This window comes from Enterobacter cloacae complex sp. SHL018, assembly GCF_049237905.1.
Lineage (GTDB): Bacteria > Pseudomonadota > Gammaproteobacteria > Enterobacterales > Enterobacteriaceae > Enterobacter > Enterobacter hormaechei_C.
Genome location: NZ_JBMKJE010000001.1, coordinates 1,147,372 through 1,164,325, shown reverse-complemented (window position 1 = coordinate 1,164,325; position 16,954 = coordinate 1,147,372). Strand labels below are relative to the sequence as shown.

Genomic DNA, 16,954 nt, shown 5'->3' with positions numbered 1-16,954 from the left:
TAAACATTAAGTTAATTCCTTACACTTTCGGGTTGAGCTTTGCCCTCCTGTGACGCATTATTTGATGACCATCACAAAACTGGCACAAACAATGGCGTTGGTGCTGCTTTTTTAAAGAGGAAAAAACGATGTGGAAGAAACCTGCTTTTATTGATTTACGTCTTGGCCTGGAAGTGACCCTGTACATTTCCAACCGCTAATCGCTCTGCCCGCCATCCGTGCGGGCATTTTTGTTTGACTACCTGGCCCATCTTCATGTTTATTAAAGTCCTCGGTTCCGCCGCTGGCGGTGGTTTCCCCCAGTGGAACTGTAACTGCGCAAACTGTCAGGGTTTGCGCGACGGTACCCTTCAGGCGACCCCTCGCACCCAGTCGTCGATCATCGTCAGCGATAACGGCAAAGAGTGGGTGCTGTGTAACGCCTCCCCCGATATCAGCCAGCAAATTGCCCATACGCCAGAACTGAATAAGAAAGAGGTTCTGCGCGGCACGCATATTGGCGGCATTATTCTCACCGATAGCCAGATTGACCACACCACCGGGCTGCTCAGCCTGCGCGAAGGGTGCCCGCATCAGGTATGGTGTACGCCGGAGGTGCATGAAGATCTTTCCAGCGGATTCCCGATTTTTACCATGCTCCGGCACTGGAACGGTGGCCTGATTCATCACCCGATCGCGCCGCTCACCGCCTTTAGCGTGGAAGCCTGCCCTGATTTGCAGTTTACCGCTGTCCCCATCGCCAGTAACGCACCGCCCTATTCGCCGTGGCGCGACCGCCCGCTGCCGGGGCATAACGTGGCGCTGTTTATCGAAAACCGCCGCAACGGTCAGACGCTGTTCTACGCACCAGGTCTCGGTGAACCCGATGACACCATCCTGCCGTGGCTTAAAAAAGCGGACTGTCTGCTGATTGACGGCACCGTCTGGCAGGACGATGAACTCCAGGCCACTGGCGTCGGGCGCAATACCGGCCGCGACATGGGCCATCTGGCGCTCGGCGATGAACACGGCATGATGGCGCTGCTGGCCTCGCTGCCGGCAAAGCGCAAGATTCTGATCCACATTAATAACACCAACCCGATCCTTAACGAGCAGTCGCCGCAGCGTCACGCCCTTGCGCAGCAGGGAATAGAAGTGAGCTGGGACGGGATGAACATCACGCTTCAGGACTAACTATGCACATTCGCGAAACGCTCTCACCGCAAGAGTTTGAGCACGCCCTCCGGGCGAAAGGCGCCTACTATCATATTCACCATCCGTACCATATCGCGATGCATAACGGCGAGGCCAGCCGCGAGCAGATCCAGGGCTGGGTGGCGAACAGGTTTTACTACCAGACGACGATCCCGCTGAAAGACGCGGCAATTATGGCGAACTGCCCGGATCCGCACACGCGTCGCAAATGGGTGCAGCGGATCCTCGATCACGACGGTAGTAACGGTCATGACGGCGGTATCGAAGCCTGGCTACAGCTGGGCGAAGCCGTGGGGCTCAGCCGCGAGGACTTAATCAGCGAACGCCACGTGCTGCCCGGCGTCCGTTTCGCCGTCGACGCTTACGTTAACTTCGCCCGCCGCGCCAACTGGCAGGAGGCGGCATGCAGCTCGCTCACCGAACTGTTCGCCCCGCAAATCCATCAGTCGCGTCTCGACAGCTGGCCACAGCACTACCCGTGGATCAAAGAGGAAGGCTATTTTTATTTCCGCAGCCGCCTCAGCCAGGCCAGCCGCGACGTTGAACACGGCCTGGAGCTGGCGAAGCGTTACTGCGATAGCGCGGAAAAGCAGAATCGGATGCTGGAGATCCTTCAGTTCAAACTCGATATCCTGTGGTCGATGCTCGACGCGATGACCATGGCCTACGCGCTACAGCGTCCGCCTTATCACACGGTCACCGACAAAGCGGCCTGGCACACAACCCGACTGGTATAAGCATGCAAAAAAACTCCATCGTCGCCTTTCGTCGCGGCTATCGCCTGCAATGGGAAGCCGCTCAGGACAGCCATGTCATCCTCTATCCGGAAGGCATGGCTAAACTCAATGAGACCGCGGCCGCGATCCTCGAACTGGTCGATGGCCAACGCGACGCGGCGGCCATCATTGCCATACTCAACGAACGGTTCCCGGAAGCCGGCGGCGTGGATGACGACGTCGTAGAATTCCTGCAAATCGCTTATCAACAGAAGTGGATTATTTTCCGTGAGCCAGAATAAACCCGCCGTCAATCCACCGCTGTGGCTGCTGGCGGAGCTGACCTATCGCTGTCCGCTACAGTGTCCTTATTGCTCTAACCCGCTGGACTTCGCCCGGCAGGATCAGGAGCTGACCACCGAACAGTGGATTGAGGTTTTCCGCCAGGCGCGGGCGATGGGCAGCGTGCAGATAGGCTTTTCCGGCGGCGAACCGTTGACGCGTAAAGATCTGCCGGAGCTGATCCGCGCCGCCCGCGATCTCGGTTTTTATACCAACCTGATCACCTCGGGAATTGGCCTGACGGAAAGCAAACTCGACGCGTTCAGCGAGGCCGGTCTGGACCATATCCAGATTAGCTTCCAGGCCAGCGATGAAGTGCTCAACGCTGCGCTGGCGGGGAATAAAAAAGCCTTCCAGCAGAAGCTGGCCATGGCCAGAGCGGTCAAAGCCCGCGATTACCCAATGGTGCTGAATTTCGTCCTGCACCGGCACAATATCGATCAGATCGATAAAATCATCGAGCTGTGCATCGAACTGGACGCCGACGACGTCGAACTTGCCACCTGCCAGTTCTACGGTTGGGCGTTCCTTAATCGTCAGGGGCTTCTGCCGACGCGGGAACAGATCGCCCGCGCGGAACGCGTGGTTGCCGAATATCGGCAAAAAATGGCCGCCAGCGGCAATCTGACCAACCTGCTGTTCGTCACCCCCGATTATTACGAAGAGCGGCCAAAAGGTTGTATGGGCGGCTGGGGGGCGATTTTCCTCAGCGTGACCCCGGAAGGCACGGCGCTGCCCTGCCACAGCGCGCGCCAGCTGCCGGTGGATTTCCCGTCGGTGCTTGAGCAGAGTCTGGAATCCATCTGGTATGACTCTTTCGGCTTCAACCGCTATCGCGGGTTTGACTGGATGCCAGAGCCGTGCCGCTCTTGCGATGAAAAGGAGAAGGACTTCGGCGGCTGCCGCTGCCAGGCCTTTATGCTCACCGGGAATGCTGATAACGCCGATCCGGTGTGCAGCAAATCGCCGCATCATCATAAAATCCTCGAGGCGCGCCGCGAAGCAGCCTGTAGTGATATGAAGATCGGTCAGCTTCAGTTCCGCAACCGTACCCGTTCTCAGCTTATCTATAAAACCCGGGAACTGTAACGATAATGACCACCCGCATCGTGGAACTGGCAGGCGGTTTGCGCGCAACGCTGGTGCATCAGCCGCAGGCGACACGCGCGGCGGCGCTGGCGCGCGTGAGTGCCGGAAGCCATCACGAGCCACCGCGCTTCGCCGGTCTGGCGCATTTGCTTGAGCACCTGCTGTTCCGCGGTAGCCAGCGCTATCAGGGCGATGATCGACTCATGGCCTGGGTCCAGCGCCAGGGCGGCAGCGTCAATGCCACCACGCTGGCTCGCCACAGCGCTTTTTTCTTCGACGTTGCCGCCGATAACCTGTCCGACGGCGTCGCGCGGCTGCGGGATATGTTGCTGGCGCCGCTGCTTTCACCGCATGACATACAGCGCGAAGTGGCGGTCATTGATGCGGAAAACCGGCTCATCCAGCAACATGATTCCGCCAGGCGCGAAGCGGCGGCGCGCCACGCGATGGAAGAACCCGCGGTTTTTCGCCGTTTTCAGGTGGGTAGCAAGGAGTCTCTCGGGCAGGACCCGGTATCGCTGCAAACCGCGTTGCGCGACTTTCATCGTCGCTATTATGTAGCCGGGCACCTGCAATTGTGGCTGCAAGGGCCGCAAACGCTGGATGTCCTGGCCGAGCTTGCCCATACGTTTGCGTCAGGTTTTGCGTCAGGAGGCATGCCTGAAACCGCTCCCCCGTTGCGTCTTAGCGCTGAAGCAGATTATCAGCTGGCGGTAACGGAGCGACCCGCACTGTGGCGTTGTCCGTTAATCCGAAAAAGTGACAACGTCACTTTGTTTCGGGAGTTTTTACTGGACGACGCCCCCGGAAGCCTGATTGCCGGGCTACGGGCGCGCGGACTGGCAGAAGAGGTAGCCCTGAACTGGCTTTATCAGGATGACGATTACGGCTGGCTGGCGCTAACGGTTGATAGCGAACGGCCCGAGGACATTGACCCGCATATTACCCACTGGCTACGGGCGCTACAGCAAACGACGGATGAGCAGCAGCGGCATTATTATCGGCTGGCACAGCAGCGTTTCAGCGCCCTGCCGACGCTGGAGCAGCTGCGCCAGCGGGCATTTGGTTTTGCGCCCGGCGCGGCGCCCGTAGGTTTTTCCGCCTTCTGTGCTGACTTACTGGCGGCGCCAGTCTCGTATCTGGCCTGCAAAAAAATGGAAACCGCTGAAATTATTGCCAGCCAGGGTTTTGCCCTGCCGCTTAGCCATTGGCGTCGCCAGACGGTTGCAGATGATAGCCCCATCGCGTTTTCCTTCTACCCGCAGACTGCCAGGTATGCTGCGCCAGCCCCGACGTCAGAAGCCGCTCCACTGCTGCATTTGTCGGCGCAGACACAACCGCCGACGCTGATCCTGCGCAGGCCTTTTTATTCGCGCGTGGACAGGTCACAGGGGGTGGCGATGGGCAAACAGTTACGCCCTCTTCTTGCTGAACTGCGCCATATCGACGGCAGCGGCGAGTGGCAAACGGTTGACGGTAGCTGGCAGCTCACCCTGCGGCTTCCTGACGCCATGGTGACGGCGGAACCCATCATCGGGGCGATAATCGATCGCCTCTCCCACCCCGCACCTGCTATTACGCCAGCGCCAGAAGGCATTGCCATCCGTGAGCTGCTTCAGCAATTGCCTGAACGTCTGGCATCGGACCCGCCACGGGACGGCTGGCTGGCGGCGTTAGTTGGCGGCAGCGCCGGACACGCGCACGGGTTAGCCCGGCAGCTTGGCCTGCTCCGGGTGCCGGTTAACGCTAAGCCGTTGCCGTTAAGCGGTTGTCCCGGCGGGATCGAACACATCCCGCACGCCAGCGCGGATTCGGCGCTGCTGGTGTTTATTCCCCTGCCGCCGGGCGCGTCGCTCGCCGCGCTGCGGCTGCTGGCGTTATGCTGCGAACCGCAATTTTTCCAGCGCCTGCGCGTGGAACAGCAGATTGGCTACGTGGTCAGCTGTCGTTATCAGCGTATTGCCGATCGCGATGGCCTGCTGCTGGCGTTACAGTCGCCTGACCGTTCTCCCGTGAACCTGTTGGGTTGCTGCAAACGATTTTTGCGTGAGCTGACGCCGTGCGATGAGGCAGCGTTCAGCGTGTTGCGACAGCAGCTGGCGACGCAGATCCGCTCACCGCTGGATGCCAGCGCCACGGCAGTGGCCGCCCTGCGCCAGCGCTATGGTTTGCCGGTGTTAACGCCGCAGGCTATTGATGCCCTGCAACCTGACGAGATAGTCGCGCTATGGCGAGAGATGACTCGCCGTCGCCGACGCTGGCGGGTGCTTTTCACGGGCTGACCAGAACCACTGCTTTCTTCCTGTGCGTGGTTTTTAGTCAAAAAAAAGCCCCGTACTAAGACGGGGCCGGGCTGCTTATTTCGCTGTTATTTATCCAGCGCGTAGGCAATCACGTAGTCACCACGATCCGGCGACTGGCGTGCACCGCCGGCAGAGATCAGAATGTACTGTTTGCCGGTTTTCGGTGATACATAGCTGACAGGTCCGCCCTGGCTACCCACCGGGAGACGCGCTTTCCACACTTCTTCCCCCGTAGAAGAATCAAAGGCGCGCAGGTAGTAATCCTGGGTTCCCGCAATGAAGACCAGACCGCCCTGCGTGGCCAGCGTACCGCCCAGCGTCGGCATACCGACAGGCATCTGCATACGCATTTTTACCCCAAACGGACCGGTATCCTGAACGGTACCGACCGGCACCTGCCAGACGATTTTCTGCGTTTTCAGGTCAATGGCGGAGAGGGAGCCAAACGGTGGTTTCTGGCACGGAATGCCCAGCGGTGACATGAAACGGTTTTTGTTGACCGAATACGGCGTTCCTTTCATCGGAACGGCGCCCATCCCGGCGTTCACGGCTTCACCGCCTGTGTTTGCCACCGCGCTCTGCGGATCTTGTTTAATCAGTTGGACCCACAGACCCAGACGCATGTCGTTGACGAAGATGTACTGGTTGTTCGGATCGGTGGACAAGCTGCCCCAGTTCATTCCCCCCAGCGAGCCCGGGAAGCTCAGGGAAATATCGGTTCCCGGCATCGTGTACAGACCGTCATAACGCATTGATTTGAAGCTGATACGACAGGCCAGCTGGTCAAACGGCGTCGCCCCCCACATATCCGATTCTTTCAGGGTTTCCGCGCCAATCTGCGGCATTCCCACAGAACGCGGCTGCGTTGCCGGGTACTGTTCACGTGGAATATCCGCTGGTTTTACCGGAACCTCTTTCACTTCAGTGAGCGGTTTACCCGTCAGGCGATCAAGAACATAAATTTGCCCCGCTTTGGTGCCCACCACCACCGCGGGCTTGTTGCCCTCTTTCGTCGGGAAATCAACCAGGCTCGGCTGCATCGGGATATCGAAATCCCAGAGGTCGTTATGCACGGTCTGGTATACCCACTTCTCTTTCCCGGTAGTCGCATCCAGCGCGAGGATTGAGGTGGCGTATTTATGATCTTCCGGAATACGGTCAGCGCCCCACAGGTCGACAGAGGAACTTCCCATCGGGATAAACACGGTATTCATCGACGCATCCCAGGACATAGGGGCCCAGGAGTTTGCAGAGCTACGTTTGTAGTGTTCGCCCGGCTTCAGAACATAGTTCGGATCCGGATTACGCGGGTCGAACGCCCAGCGCAGCTGGCCGGTGATCACGTCATAACCACGTATAACGCCTCCCGGCATATCGGTGCTGACGTTATCCGCAACGCGGCCGCCAACGACAACCGTCGTACCCGCCAGCGTCGGGGCCGACGTCAGCACGTAGGTGGGATCTGACGCGTCGCCCATCCCTTCATGCAGGTTAACGCTGCCGTTAGTACCGAAGTCCGGGCAGAACTTGCCGTTATCGGCGTCTAACGCGATCAGCTTACCGTCGATGGTATTCATCAGGATACGGCGCTGGCATGCAGCGCCCGGTGCGACCTGCGCTGGCAGAACCGGCGTGGAGCCGGCTACCGTTGGCTGTGCCAGCGGTTTGGTGGCATCGAAGTACGCCAGACCACGGCAGCGCATCCAGATTGCAGACTTGGCGTTGATTTCCGCTTTCCAGATCTCTTTCCCGCTATCGGCATCCACGGCGATCACGTTGTTATGCGGCGTACAGAGGAAGACACGATCGCCAACCTGTAGCGGCGTTTGCTGATCTTCTGCGCCATTGCCGTCCGGACTTTCCGGTACGTCACCGGTATGGTAGGTCCAGACCGGTTTCAGGTTTTTCACGTTGTCACGGGTTATCTGGTCCAGCGCCACAAAGCGACTACCGCCAGCCGTATTACCGTAGTGATCCCAGTTCTGCTGTTTCGCATCATCTTTTACCGGCACCAGCGGGCGTTTTTCACCGCTAAACGGCACGGTCGGATGGGGTTGAAACATCTGAACAAAGGTGACGCCCATGGCGATAATAAGGACCGCGCAGACCCCCACGGCCCCTTTTGCGCAGGACGGTTTTCCTTCACGTTTACGCAATGCAGGCCAGGTAGCGGCTGCCAGCACCATCAGCCCGGCGGGTACCATTAAACGGGAAACCAGCGGCCAGAAGTCGAGCCCGGCATCGAAAAATGCCCAAATCAGGGTGCCAAGAAACACCAGGGCAAACAGCCCCACGGCAGAGGACTTGCGGCGGAAGAACTGAATCGCAGAGAGCAGAGTGATAACCCCGGCGATGAGAAAATACCAACTCCCCCCCAGGGAAACCAGTTTAAAACCGCCGATGGCAAAAAAGAGCCCCGTTACAAGAAGTATCACACCCACCAGCAGGCACCACGGGCCTAACCAGCCGGATGGGCGGGGATTATTGTCTGACATAAAAATGAATCTCCTGATTACTTTATAACAGCAGGGTTTTATTGACTGCCACGATGCTAAAACCCCGCACAACATCAATTGTTCGTGTGCGAATCATAAATTAAAATTATAATGTAGACAAAATGTATTCTGTCGGAAAAAAAGAAAACTCACTAAAGTGCAGGAATATAACAAAATAAAAAAATGGGATATCACTCTGTAATTCGCCAATACCAGAATATTTGACCATTCAGTTCCGGCTTATGCGATGAATATCAGGTTTGCCGACAAGTCAGCCCGGATAACGTAAGATTTTTGCATGATGAGAATTAACTCATTGCTTATTAATTAAGCTTCACAAACACGATCAGCTCGCGGATTTCACGATATACGTCACCACACCAAAGATATCGAGCGTATCGTCGCTGCCGACAATAATCGGCGAATAGGCGCTGTTCATGGGGTTGAGTTGAATGTTGGGACGCAACTGGAGGCGCTTCACGGTAAATTCGCCCTCTACCGCCGCAATCACGATATCGCCATGCTCAGGCTTGCGGGAACTGTCCACCACCAGCAAATCACCGTTATTGATCCCCCCTTCTATCATCGAGTCACCGGCGGCTTTGACAAAGTAAGTGGAGCTGGGATGGGCGACTAATAACTCGTTTAAATCGATACGCCGCTCTACATAATCCGCTGCCGGGCTGGGGAAGCCGCACTGTACTAAGTCGCTGAAAAGTGGAATAGCAACGATTTCACGCAACTCTGCGGGTCTGAAAAAGATCATAATAAACACCTCCATACTGTTTTTATATACAGTAGTTTTAACTGAGGTATCGATCAAGCCATGTCAGCGTAAGCGGCTGGCTACGCCTTAACCGCTTCGCTTATAACCCTCTATAGCAATGAAGATTATTTGTTTTGTAAATTTTTACGCATGGGCAAGCTTAACGCGTCATAAAACATCACTATCAAATCACTTACTAATGACTTCAAAATACAGAAAAGACAACTTAGCATCACTGCATAATCACTATCCGTTGACTTTCTATTTAGACTGGCGCATATTTTACAGCACAAATTAACAAGACAATTTTTGGAGGACGTTTTCTATGCCCGCCCGTGATTATCCCGATAAGCGTGTTGCTCGCGGTGTCGCAAAGGAGGCCGAACTCAGGATGTTAAGCGCGCGCATCGATCCTGCGCTGATGGAGTACATCCGCATTACTGCGTATGAAACACGGAAAAGTAAGCAGGAAATCGTGGCGGAAGCATTAGCGCTTCACCGCCAAAGAAGTCAGATTGGATCATAAACAGCAAAAGCCCGAAAAATCCTCCGGGCTTTTGCTGCCATCGGGATTACCCCACCAGCGAATTTAACGTCTCCAGCGCCTCAGGCGGCAATACCAGATCGGCTGCCGCCAGGTTTTCACGCAGATGCGCCACCGACGAGGTTCCCGGGATCAAGAGGATATTTGGCGAGCGTTGCAGCAGCCATGCCAGCGCCACCTGCATCGGCGTCGCGCCCAGTGAATCCGCCACCGCCTGTAGTCCGGAAGATTGCAGTGGCGTGAAACCTCCCAGCGGGAAGAACGGCACCCAGGCAATCCCCTGCTGCGCCAGCGAATCGACCAGCGCATCGTCACCGCGATTCACAACGTTGTACATATTCTGTACGCACACCACGGAAACCATCTTCTGCGCTTCAGCGACCTGCGAAGCGGTGACGTTGCTCAGCCCAATATGGCGAACCAGCCCCTGCTGTTGCAGCTCCGCAAGGGTGCTCAGCGGCGCGGCAATTGAGCCTTCCGCCGGTCCATGGGCGCTAAACATGATCCGCAGGTTAACCACGTCCAGCACATCCCGCTTCAGGTTACGCAGGTTGTCATGCACCGCCTGCGTCAGCTCCTGCGCGGAAAACGCCGGCAGCCAGGAGGCATCCTCGCCGCGTCGGGCTCCGATCTTGGTCACAATCGTAAGGTCGTCCCGGTACGGATGAAGCGCCTCGCAGATAAGCTGGTTGGTCACATGAGGTCCGTAAAAATCGCTGGTATCAATGTGATTCACACCCGACGCCACCGCTTCACGCAGCACCGCCAGCGCCGCATTTTTGTCTTTTGGCGGACCAAAAACGCCAGGCCCGGCAAGCTGCATCGCGCCATAGCCAAATCGTTTAACCGTACGCGTTCCGAGCGTGAACGTTCCGCTTTTATCTATGCTGCTCATGCTGACCTTCCTCATAAAAAATGATCCGGATTTACAACAGGTTCCGCAACGAAACCATTAGTTAAGCAATAGTAAAATTAAAGTTTAAATTCGCTACGACGATAGTATTGATGTAACCCTGCCTCTTCTCTTACGGATGACCGCCATGCTGAAAAATCTGCACGTGATTACCGGTATTATCTTTGCCCTCACCATATTCTGTCTGCTGCAAGTTGTCACGGGAGGGTTGTTCTACTCTGCCGTTAACAACGATCGTCACAACTTTCAGAACTCCGGGTTACTCAATGCCCAACAGGAGAGCCTGAGCGACAGTGTGAACACGCTGGTGAAAACGCGCGTTACCGTCACCCGCGTGGCGATCCGCTACCTGAAAAACCAGCGCGATCCGGCCTCTCTCGCAGCAATCAACACGCTGTTGGGCACCGCGAACGGTTCGCTGACCAAAGCCGAAGACTATTACAAAAACTGGCAGGCGATTTCGCAGGTGAAGGGCCAGAATGCCGCGCTCACCGAAGAGATGCAGAAAGCCTGGAAGCAAATGCACGAGGTGATGCGCTTGTCCATTGAGTATCTGCGCGCCGATAACTATCAGGCCTATGGCGACCTGGACGCCCAGCAGGCGCAGGATGAGATGGAGGCGGTCTATACCCGCTGGCGCGCTGAAAACAACGTGCTGCTGAAAGCCGCCGCCGAAGAGAATCAGAGCAGCTTTACCCAGATGCAGTGGACGCTGGCGGCGATCTTCCTGACTGTGATCGCCGTGCTGGTGGTGATCTGGCAGGGTTTACAGCACCTGCTCCTGAAACCGCTCAACGCCATCAGCCATCATGAACCATATTCGCACCATCGCGAGCGGCGATCTGACGCAAAATGTCGCGATTACCGGGCGCAACGAGATGGGCCAGCTGGCTGCCGGTCTGCACGAGATGCAGCAGTCGCTGGTGAGCACCGTCAGCGCCGTACGCGGCAGCACCGATTCGATCTACACGGGCGCAGGAGAAATTGCCGCCGGGAGTAACGACCTTTCCGCGCGAACCGAGCAGCAGGCAGCCTCGCTGGAAGAGACCGCCGCCAGTATGGAAGAGCTGACTGCCACGGTGAAACAGAACTCGGATAACGCCCGTCAGGCGACGCTGCTGGCGAAGAATGCGTCTGAAACCGCCGCTCGCGGCGGTCAGGTGGTGGATAACGTGGTGCGTACCATGAATGACATTGCCGACAGTTCTCAGCAAATTGCGCATATCACCGGCGTTATCGATAGCATTGCCTTCCAGACCAACATTCTGGCGCTCAACGCGGCGGTTGAAGCCGCCCGTGCCGGGGAACAAGGTCGCGGCTTTGCGGTCGTGGCAGGTGAAGTACGGACGCTGGCCAGCCGCAGCGCGCAGGCGGCAAAAGAGATCAAAGGGCTTATCGAGAACTCTGTCAGCCGGGTGAATACCGGCTCGGAACAGGTGAGCGAGGCGGGTGCGACCATGAAAGAGATCGTCGCGGCCGTGACGCGCGTAACCGATATTATGGCTGAGATTTCCTCGGCATCTGACGAGCAGAGCCGCGGTATAGAGCAGGTCAGCCTGGCGGTCTCGCAGATGGACAGCGTCACACAGCAAAACGCCGCGCTGGTACAGGAGTCGGCAACGGCGGCGGCAGCGCTGGAAGATCAGTCTGAACAGCTGCGTCAGGCCGTGGCGGCATTCCGGCTGAACGCTCAGGCATCGCTGGCGGCTCGCCCTAAAAACGTGAAAACGCCCGTACTGCTGCGCCCGTCAGCGGCAGGCGCGAATACAGCTGACGCGAACTGGGAAACCTTCTGAGTGACAGGCGGGCATCTCGCCCGCCTTCCTGATTAGCGGCTGCGCTTGGCGTGGCGCTCCCAGTTATCTCGCTTCGCATCCTCTGACTTACGCAACGAGACATAGCATGCTCCGCTGCCGCCGTGATGCGGCTGCGCTTCGCAAAAGGCCTGTACTTCGTCGAACTCGGTCAGCCAGCGCGCAAGATAGCTGCGCACCACGTTAGGATGCGACTGCTGTTCACGCCCTTTACCATGCACGATGATCAGGTTGCGTAGCCCGTCACGTCCGGCCTGGCGAATAAAGGAATAGACCAGCTGGCGGCAGTGCTCCGCAGGCTGGCGTAACAGCGTTAAGCTGGCCTGACGGGAATATTTGCCGGAACGCAGCTTATCAAATACCCCCTGCTGTACCCCTTCGCGCTGGTACATGAGCGGCTCGGCAAGGGGCAACAGTTCCAGAAACCCCAGCGTCAGAAAGTTATCGAGCTGCTCAGTATCTATTTCCTGACGCGCCCGCGTGTTGCGGCTCTGCTGCCAGTGAATATCCGCGCAGCGTTTGAGCGGCTGGACATCCTCCATGGCGTCAAGAAAAAGGGATTTGTCGTCAGGGTTCATGGAAATCCTCCGGCTACATCTGAGTGATGTACTATACCTGCGCCCGTTGCGGGTCTCAATCATCCGGGCACGGGTTCAAATAATGGCTTAAGGAACAGATAATCGCAGACGCAATAAATTTAATCTAACCTTAACTTAAATTTCAGCCGTAATTAATTAAATAATTTACGTTAAAAAATCGTGAAATCAATCACTCAACGTCCTTCTCTTTTAAGAAAAAGCTGTTATAACTTAATAAACCTGCCCAACGGATAATGCATGTAGGATCCGCGAAAGGATGCACGACTGTGTGTACTGTGGAGTCTGTCTGATGTCGGGCAGACTCTATTTTTTTATTGTTGTTATTTTGATTAAATTAATTTCCTGGCTTCCCTTCGAAACTGCGTGATTAATGATTCGGCAAGCGGTGTCTGGCGAGAATCACGACGCTGAATTAAATAATATGCTGCTTTAGGCAGGGTTTCGACAACCGGCAGCATTATCAGACGGTGCGCCAGAAGCGGATCGCAGCCCAGCTCCTGCGGTAAAATGCTGATGAAATCGCTTTGTGCGACGAGGCTAATACAGGAGGAAAAGGTCTCACAGACAACGCCAATTCGCGGTATTTGAGAGCGATGGTTAAAAGTATCCTGCAACTGCTTATAATAACTTCCCCGGGGCGTAGGCATCGTCCAGTTATATTGCAGAAGCTCATTAATTGAGGTCGCCCCTGTCGCCGGATGCCCTGCCCGACAAAATACAGCAAAAGGCTTTTCGAACAGCTTTTCAAACGTAAATTCGTGATCGTATGGCCCCTGATAATAGGTATTGATGGTAAAGTCCAGCTCACCCTGACGTAATTCATTAATCATCGACACCAGCTGGCCTTCCATAATCCGGACGTTGACCTGAGGATGCTGCGCATGAAAACGCGTAATGACGGCCGGCATCAGGCTGCGTGAAATGCTGGCTCCCATCCCAATATTGATCTGCCCGGCAAGCTCGCCCTGTCGCTGGCGGATGTCATCCTGCGCTGCACGCAGCTCTTCCAGAATCAAATTAGCGCGGTGATAAAACCCTTCCCCGCACTCGGTCAGCGCGACGCCTTTACTCCGGCGCACAAACAGCTGGGCCGCCATACCCTCCTCCAGCTCTTTAATGGATTTGGTCAGCGCGGGCTGCGAAAGATTAAGCGTCCGGCTGGCGCCGCGAATGCTGCCCTGTCGCGCCACCTCGACAAACGCCCTGATTTGATGAAATTTAATCTGAAATGACATAACGAGACCGATAACCGTTGTTTATCAGAGTAAAGAAACTGTCATCTACTTTAATGGAAACGGATGTGCGAGGGTAATTCCTGAACGGTTAAAACTGTGAAAAAACGATTAGTGATAAGTAAAAACTATCACAGCGTGAAGCAGTTCACATATTTTAATGATGACAGGAAAAGATATGAACGCACTGGCGCAGTACATTCAGACATTAGCTCCACAACTGAGCGCATGGCGTCGCGATTTCCACCATTTTGCGGAATCCGGCTGGGTAGAGTTTCGAACAGCTGCGAAAGTCGCGGAGATCCTCGACTCGCTGGGCTACGAACTGGCGATGGGGCGCGACGTGGTCGATGCCGAAAGCCGTATGGGACTGCCCGATGATGCCACCCTTTCGCGAGAGTTTGCCCGCGCCCGGGCGCAGGGTGCGCCGGAGAAATGGCTGGCGCCGTTTGAGGGCGGATTTACCGGCATTGTGGCGACCCTGAATACCGGACGTCCGGGCCCGACGCTGGCGTTTCGGGTAGACATGGATGCACTTGATTTAAGCGAAGCGCTTGACGAAAGTCATCGCCCCTTCCGCGACGGTTTTGCCTCCTGCAATGCGGGAATGATGCATGCTTGCGCGCACGACGGCCACACCACCATTGGTCTGGGGCTGGCGCAGGTGCTTAAGCAGAATGAAGCGCAGCTCAACGGCATCATCAAACTGATCTTCCAGCCTGCTGAAGAGGGTACGCGCGGCGCGCGGGCTATGGTCGCCGCAGGCGCGCTGGACGGCGTGGACTACTTTACCGCCATTCATATCGGGACCGGCGTTCCGGAAGGGACGGTGATCTGCGGCAGCGATAACTTCATGGCGACCACCAAATTTGACGTGCGCTTTACCGGGGTCGCCGCACACGCTGGCGGTAAACCAGAAGAGGGCCGTAACGCCCTGCTCGCGGCTGCCCAGGCCGCCATCGCGCTGCATGGCATCGCACCACACAGCGAAGGCGCGTCCCGGGTTAACGTCGGGGTCATGCAGGCGGGCAGCGGACGCAACGTGGTTCCGGCTGATGCGTTGCTTAAGGTTGAAACCCGCGGCGAAAGCGAGGCTATTAATCAGTATGTCTTTGAGCGCGCACAGGCGGTAATTACCGGCGCGGCGGCGCTCTACGGCGTAACAGCCGGGGTAAACCTGATGGGGGCGGCGACCTCCAGCGCCCCTTCCCCGGCCTGGGTCGATTATCTGCGCGAACAGGCAAGCCAGGTGCCCGGCGTGACTCATGCCATTAATAAGGTCAAAGCGCCTGCGGGCTCCGAAGATGCCACGCTAATGATGGCCCGCGTACAGCAGAACGGCGGCATGGCCTCGTATGTGGTCTTCGGCACCGAGCTGAGCGCCGGACATCACAACGAAAAATTCGATTTTGATGAGCAGGTGATGAACGTTGCCATCGAAACGCTGGCGCGAACTGCGCTTAATTTCCCGTGGACGCGAGGTGTGTAATGCAGGAGAACTATGCTTTTATCGCTGATGCCATCGACACGCGATGTCAGACGTTTACCGATATTGCCGACGACATCTGGGATCATCCCGAAACGCGCTTCGAAGAGTTCTGGTCCGCCGAACGGCTCGCCAGCGCGCTGGAAGCAGAGGGCTTTACCCTGACGCGGGAAGCCGGAGGCATTCCCAATGCCTTTATTGCCAGCTACGGCAGCGGCAAGCCCGTTATCGCCCTTCTGGGCGAATACGATGCCCTGGCCGGGCTAAGCCAGCAGGCACACTGCGCGACGGCGCAATCCGCCACCCCGGGGGCGAACGGCCACGGCTGCGGGCATAACCTGTTAGGCACTGCTGCCTTCGCCGGGGCGGTGGCGGTGAAAAGCTGGCTGGAACAACACGGCGGCAGCGGAACGGTACGATTTTACGGCTGCCCCGGCGAGGAAGGCGGCTCCGGTAAAACCTTTATGGTACGTGAAGGTCTGTTTGACGACGTGGACGCTGCCGTGACATGGCACCCGGAGGCCTTTGCCGGGATGTTTAACGTCAGCACGCTGGCCAATATTCAGGCCGCCTGGCGGTTTAAGGGGATCGCCGCTCATGCCGCAAACTCCCCACATCTGGGGCGCAGCGCGCTGGATGCCGTGACGCTGATGACCATCGGTACAAACTTCCTCAACGAACACATCATTGAAAAAGCGCGCGTTCATTACGCCATCACCGATACCGGCGGGATTTCGCCCAACGTGGTACAGGCCCAGGCCGAGGTGCTGTACCTGATCCGCGCCCCGGAGATGGCCGATGCGCAGCAGATCTACGCGCGCATCGAGAAAATCGCCCAGGGTGCGGCGATGATGACCGAAACCACCGTCGAGTGCCGCTTTGATAAAGCCTGCTCCAGCTATCTGCCGAACCGTACGCTCGAAGCGGCGATGTACCGCGCATTGCAGCATTATGGCACGCCGGCCTGGACGGAAGAGGAACGCGAATTTGCCCGTGAAATCCGCGCCACGCTCACGGCAAACGACCTGCAAAACAGCCTGAAAAACATTGCCGCAACGGGGGCCGAAGAGGGAAAAGCGTTTGCCCGACGCCATCAGGAGACGCTGCTGGTGGATGAAGTTGCCCCTTACGCCATCACCGATAACGTGCTGGCAGGCTCCACCGATGTGGGGGATGTCAGCTGGAAGATGCCTGTTGCACAGTGCTTTAGCCCCTGTTTTACCGTCGGCACCCCACTGCATACCTGGCAATTAGTGGCGCAGGGGCGTACCTCAATTGCCCATAAAGGCATGTTGCTGGCCGGAAAAGTGATGGGCGCGACCGCGCTGCATCTGCTTCAGGATGCCGACCTGTTGCGAAAATGCCGGGAAGAGTTCGAACAACACATAACAGAAAAACCGTACGAGTGTCCGATCCCGCAGGGCGTGACACCGTCACCTTTAAAATAAAAAAACACAACAC

14 protein-coding genes and 1 pseudogene are annotated in these 16,954 nt (G+C 56.9%); 10 read left to right on the top strand and 5 right to left on the bottom strand.

The window, feature by feature from the left end; translation table 11 throughout:
• Nucleotides 1-128: 128 nt before the first annotated feature.
• Genes pqqA through pqqF form a run of 6 tightly spaced genes read left to right on the top strand, consistent with a single transcriptional unit; the run spans nucleotide 129 to nucleotide 5,623 of the window.
• A complete protein-coding gene (gene pqqA / locus ACOTY5_RS05715) occupies nucleotides 129-200 on the top strand; it encodes a pyrroloquinoline quinone precursor peptide PqqA (RefSeq protein ID WP_002905689.1) in 72 nt (23 codons plus the stop codon).
• A 55-nt stretch (nucleotides 201-255) separates the two neighbouring features.
• Nucleotides 256-1,173, top strand: a complete 918-nt coding sequence (gene pqqB, locus ACOTY5_RS05710) for a pyrroloquinoline quinone biosynthesis protein PqqB (RefSeq protein WP_017384563.1) — start codon at nucleotides 256-258, stop codon at nucleotides 1,171-1,173.
• Nucleotides 1,174-1,175: 2 nt separating this feature from the next.
• Entirely contained in the window at nucleotides 1,176-1,931 is a 756-nt protein-coding gene (gene pqqC, locus ACOTY5_RS05705; RefSeq protein ID WP_003857506.1) for a pyrroloquinoline-quinone synthase PqqC, read from the top strand.
• A 2-nt stretch (nucleotides 1,932-1,933) separates the two neighbouring features.
• Nucleotides 1,934-2,212, top strand: a complete 279-nt coding sequence (gene pqqD, locus ACOTY5_RS05700) for a pyrroloquinoline quinone biosynthesis peptide chaperone PqqD (protein WP_003857508.1) — start codon at nucleotides 1,934-1,936, stop codon at nucleotides 2,210-2,212.
• Nucleotides 2,199-3,341 (top strand): pyrroloquinoline quinone biosynthesis protein PqqE, encoded by a 1,143-nt coding sequence (gene pqqE / locus ACOTY5_RS05695; protein ID WP_045142521.1) that lies wholly within the window; start codon nucleotides 2,199-2,201, stop codon nucleotides 3,339-3,341. The genes pqqD and pqqE overlap by 14 nt, the downstream gene beginning before the upstream one ends.
• Nucleotides 3,342-3,346: 5 nt before the next feature.
• Nucleotides 3,347-5,623, top strand: coding sequence for a pyrroloquinoline quinone biosynthesis protein PqqF (pqqF, locus tag ACOTY5_RS05690; protein WP_045142522.1), 2,277 nt, complete (start codon nucleotides 3,347-3,349; stop codon nucleotides 5,621-5,623).
• Between the two features lie 86 nt (nucleotides 5,624-5,709).
• Here the strand turns inward: pqqF and ACOTY5_RS05685 are convergent, their stop codons facing one another.
• Complete coding sequence (locus tag ACOTY5_RS05685; protein ID WP_045142523.1) at nucleotides 5,710-8,139, bottom strand: glucose/quinate/shikimate family membrane-bound PQQ-dependent dehydrogenase; 2,430 nt, start codon at nucleotides 8,137-8,139, stop codon at nucleotides 5,710-5,712.
• 346 nt (nucleotides 8,140-8,485) lie between these two features.
• Nucleotides 8,486-8,905 carry a translesion error-prone DNA polymerase V autoproteolytic subunit gene (locus ACOTY5_RS05680; RefSeq protein WP_003857514.1) on the bottom strand — a complete coding sequence of 140 codons (420 nt, stop codon included), beginning with the start codon at nucleotides 8,903-8,905 and terminating at the stop codon, nucleotides 8,486-8,488.
• A 325-nt stretch (nucleotides 8,906-9,230) separates the two neighbouring features.
• Between ACOTY5_RS05680 and ACOTY5_RS05675 the strand changes: the two genes are divergently transcribed.
• A complete protein-coding gene (locus tag ACOTY5_RS05675) occupies nucleotides 9,231-9,431 on the top strand; it encodes a hypothetical protein (protein ID WP_003857516.1) in 201 nt (66 codons plus the stop codon).
• Between the two features lie 46 nt (nucleotides 9,432-9,477).
• Here ACOTY5_RS05675 and ACOTY5_RS05670 read toward each other — a convergent pair whose 3' ends face one another.
• Complete coding sequence (locus ACOTY5_RS05670) at nucleotides 9,478-10,344, bottom strand: aldo/keto reductase family oxidoreductase (protein ID WP_045142525.1); 867 nt, start codon at nucleotides 10,342-10,344, stop codon at nucleotides 9,478-9,480.
• Between the two features lie 145 nt (nucleotides 10,345-10,489).
• Between ACOTY5_RS05670 and tcp the strand changes: the two are divergent.
• Nucleotides 10,490-12,158, top strand: a pseudogene (gene tcp, locus ACOTY5_RS05665) (methyl-accepting chemotaxis citrate transducer).
• Between the two features lie 32 nt (nucleotides 12,159-12,190).
• Here tcp and smrA read toward each other — a convergent pair.
• Both smrA and ACOTY5_RS05655 read right to left on the bottom strand, forming a co-directional pair.
• Nucleotides 12,191-12,754 (bottom strand): DNA endonuclease SmrA, encoded by a 564-nt coding sequence (gene smrA, locus ACOTY5_RS05660; protein ID WP_045142526.1) that lies wholly within the window; start codon nucleotides 12,752-12,754, stop codon nucleotides 12,191-12,193.
• A gap of 350 nt (nucleotides 12,755-13,104) precedes the next feature.
• Nucleotides 13,105-14,010: a LysR family transcriptional regulator gene (locus tag ACOTY5_RS05655; protein WP_003857524.1), complete on the bottom strand. Its 906-nt coding sequence runs from the start codon at nucleotides 14,008-14,010 to the stop codon at nucleotides 13,105-13,107.
• Between the two features lie 175 nt (nucleotides 14,011-14,185).
• Here ACOTY5_RS05655 and ACOTY5_RS05650 point away from each other — a divergent pair, with 175 nt between their 5' ends.
• A complete protein-coding gene (locus ACOTY5_RS05650) occupies nucleotides 14,186-15,496 on the top strand; it encodes a M20 family metallo-hydrolase (protein WP_045142527.1) in 1,311 nt (436 codons plus the stop codon).
• Nucleotides 15,496-16,941 carry a M20 family metallopeptidase gene (locus tag ACOTY5_RS05645; protein WP_045340289.1) on the top strand — a complete coding sequence of 482 codons (1,446 nt, stop codon included), beginning with the start codon at nucleotides 15,496-15,498 and terminating at the stop codon, nucleotides 16,939-16,941. Before ACOTY5_RS05650 ends, ACOTY5_RS05645 begins: the two co-directional genes overlap by 1 nt.
• The last annotated feature ends 13 nt before the right edge of the window (nucleotides 16,942-16,954 follow it).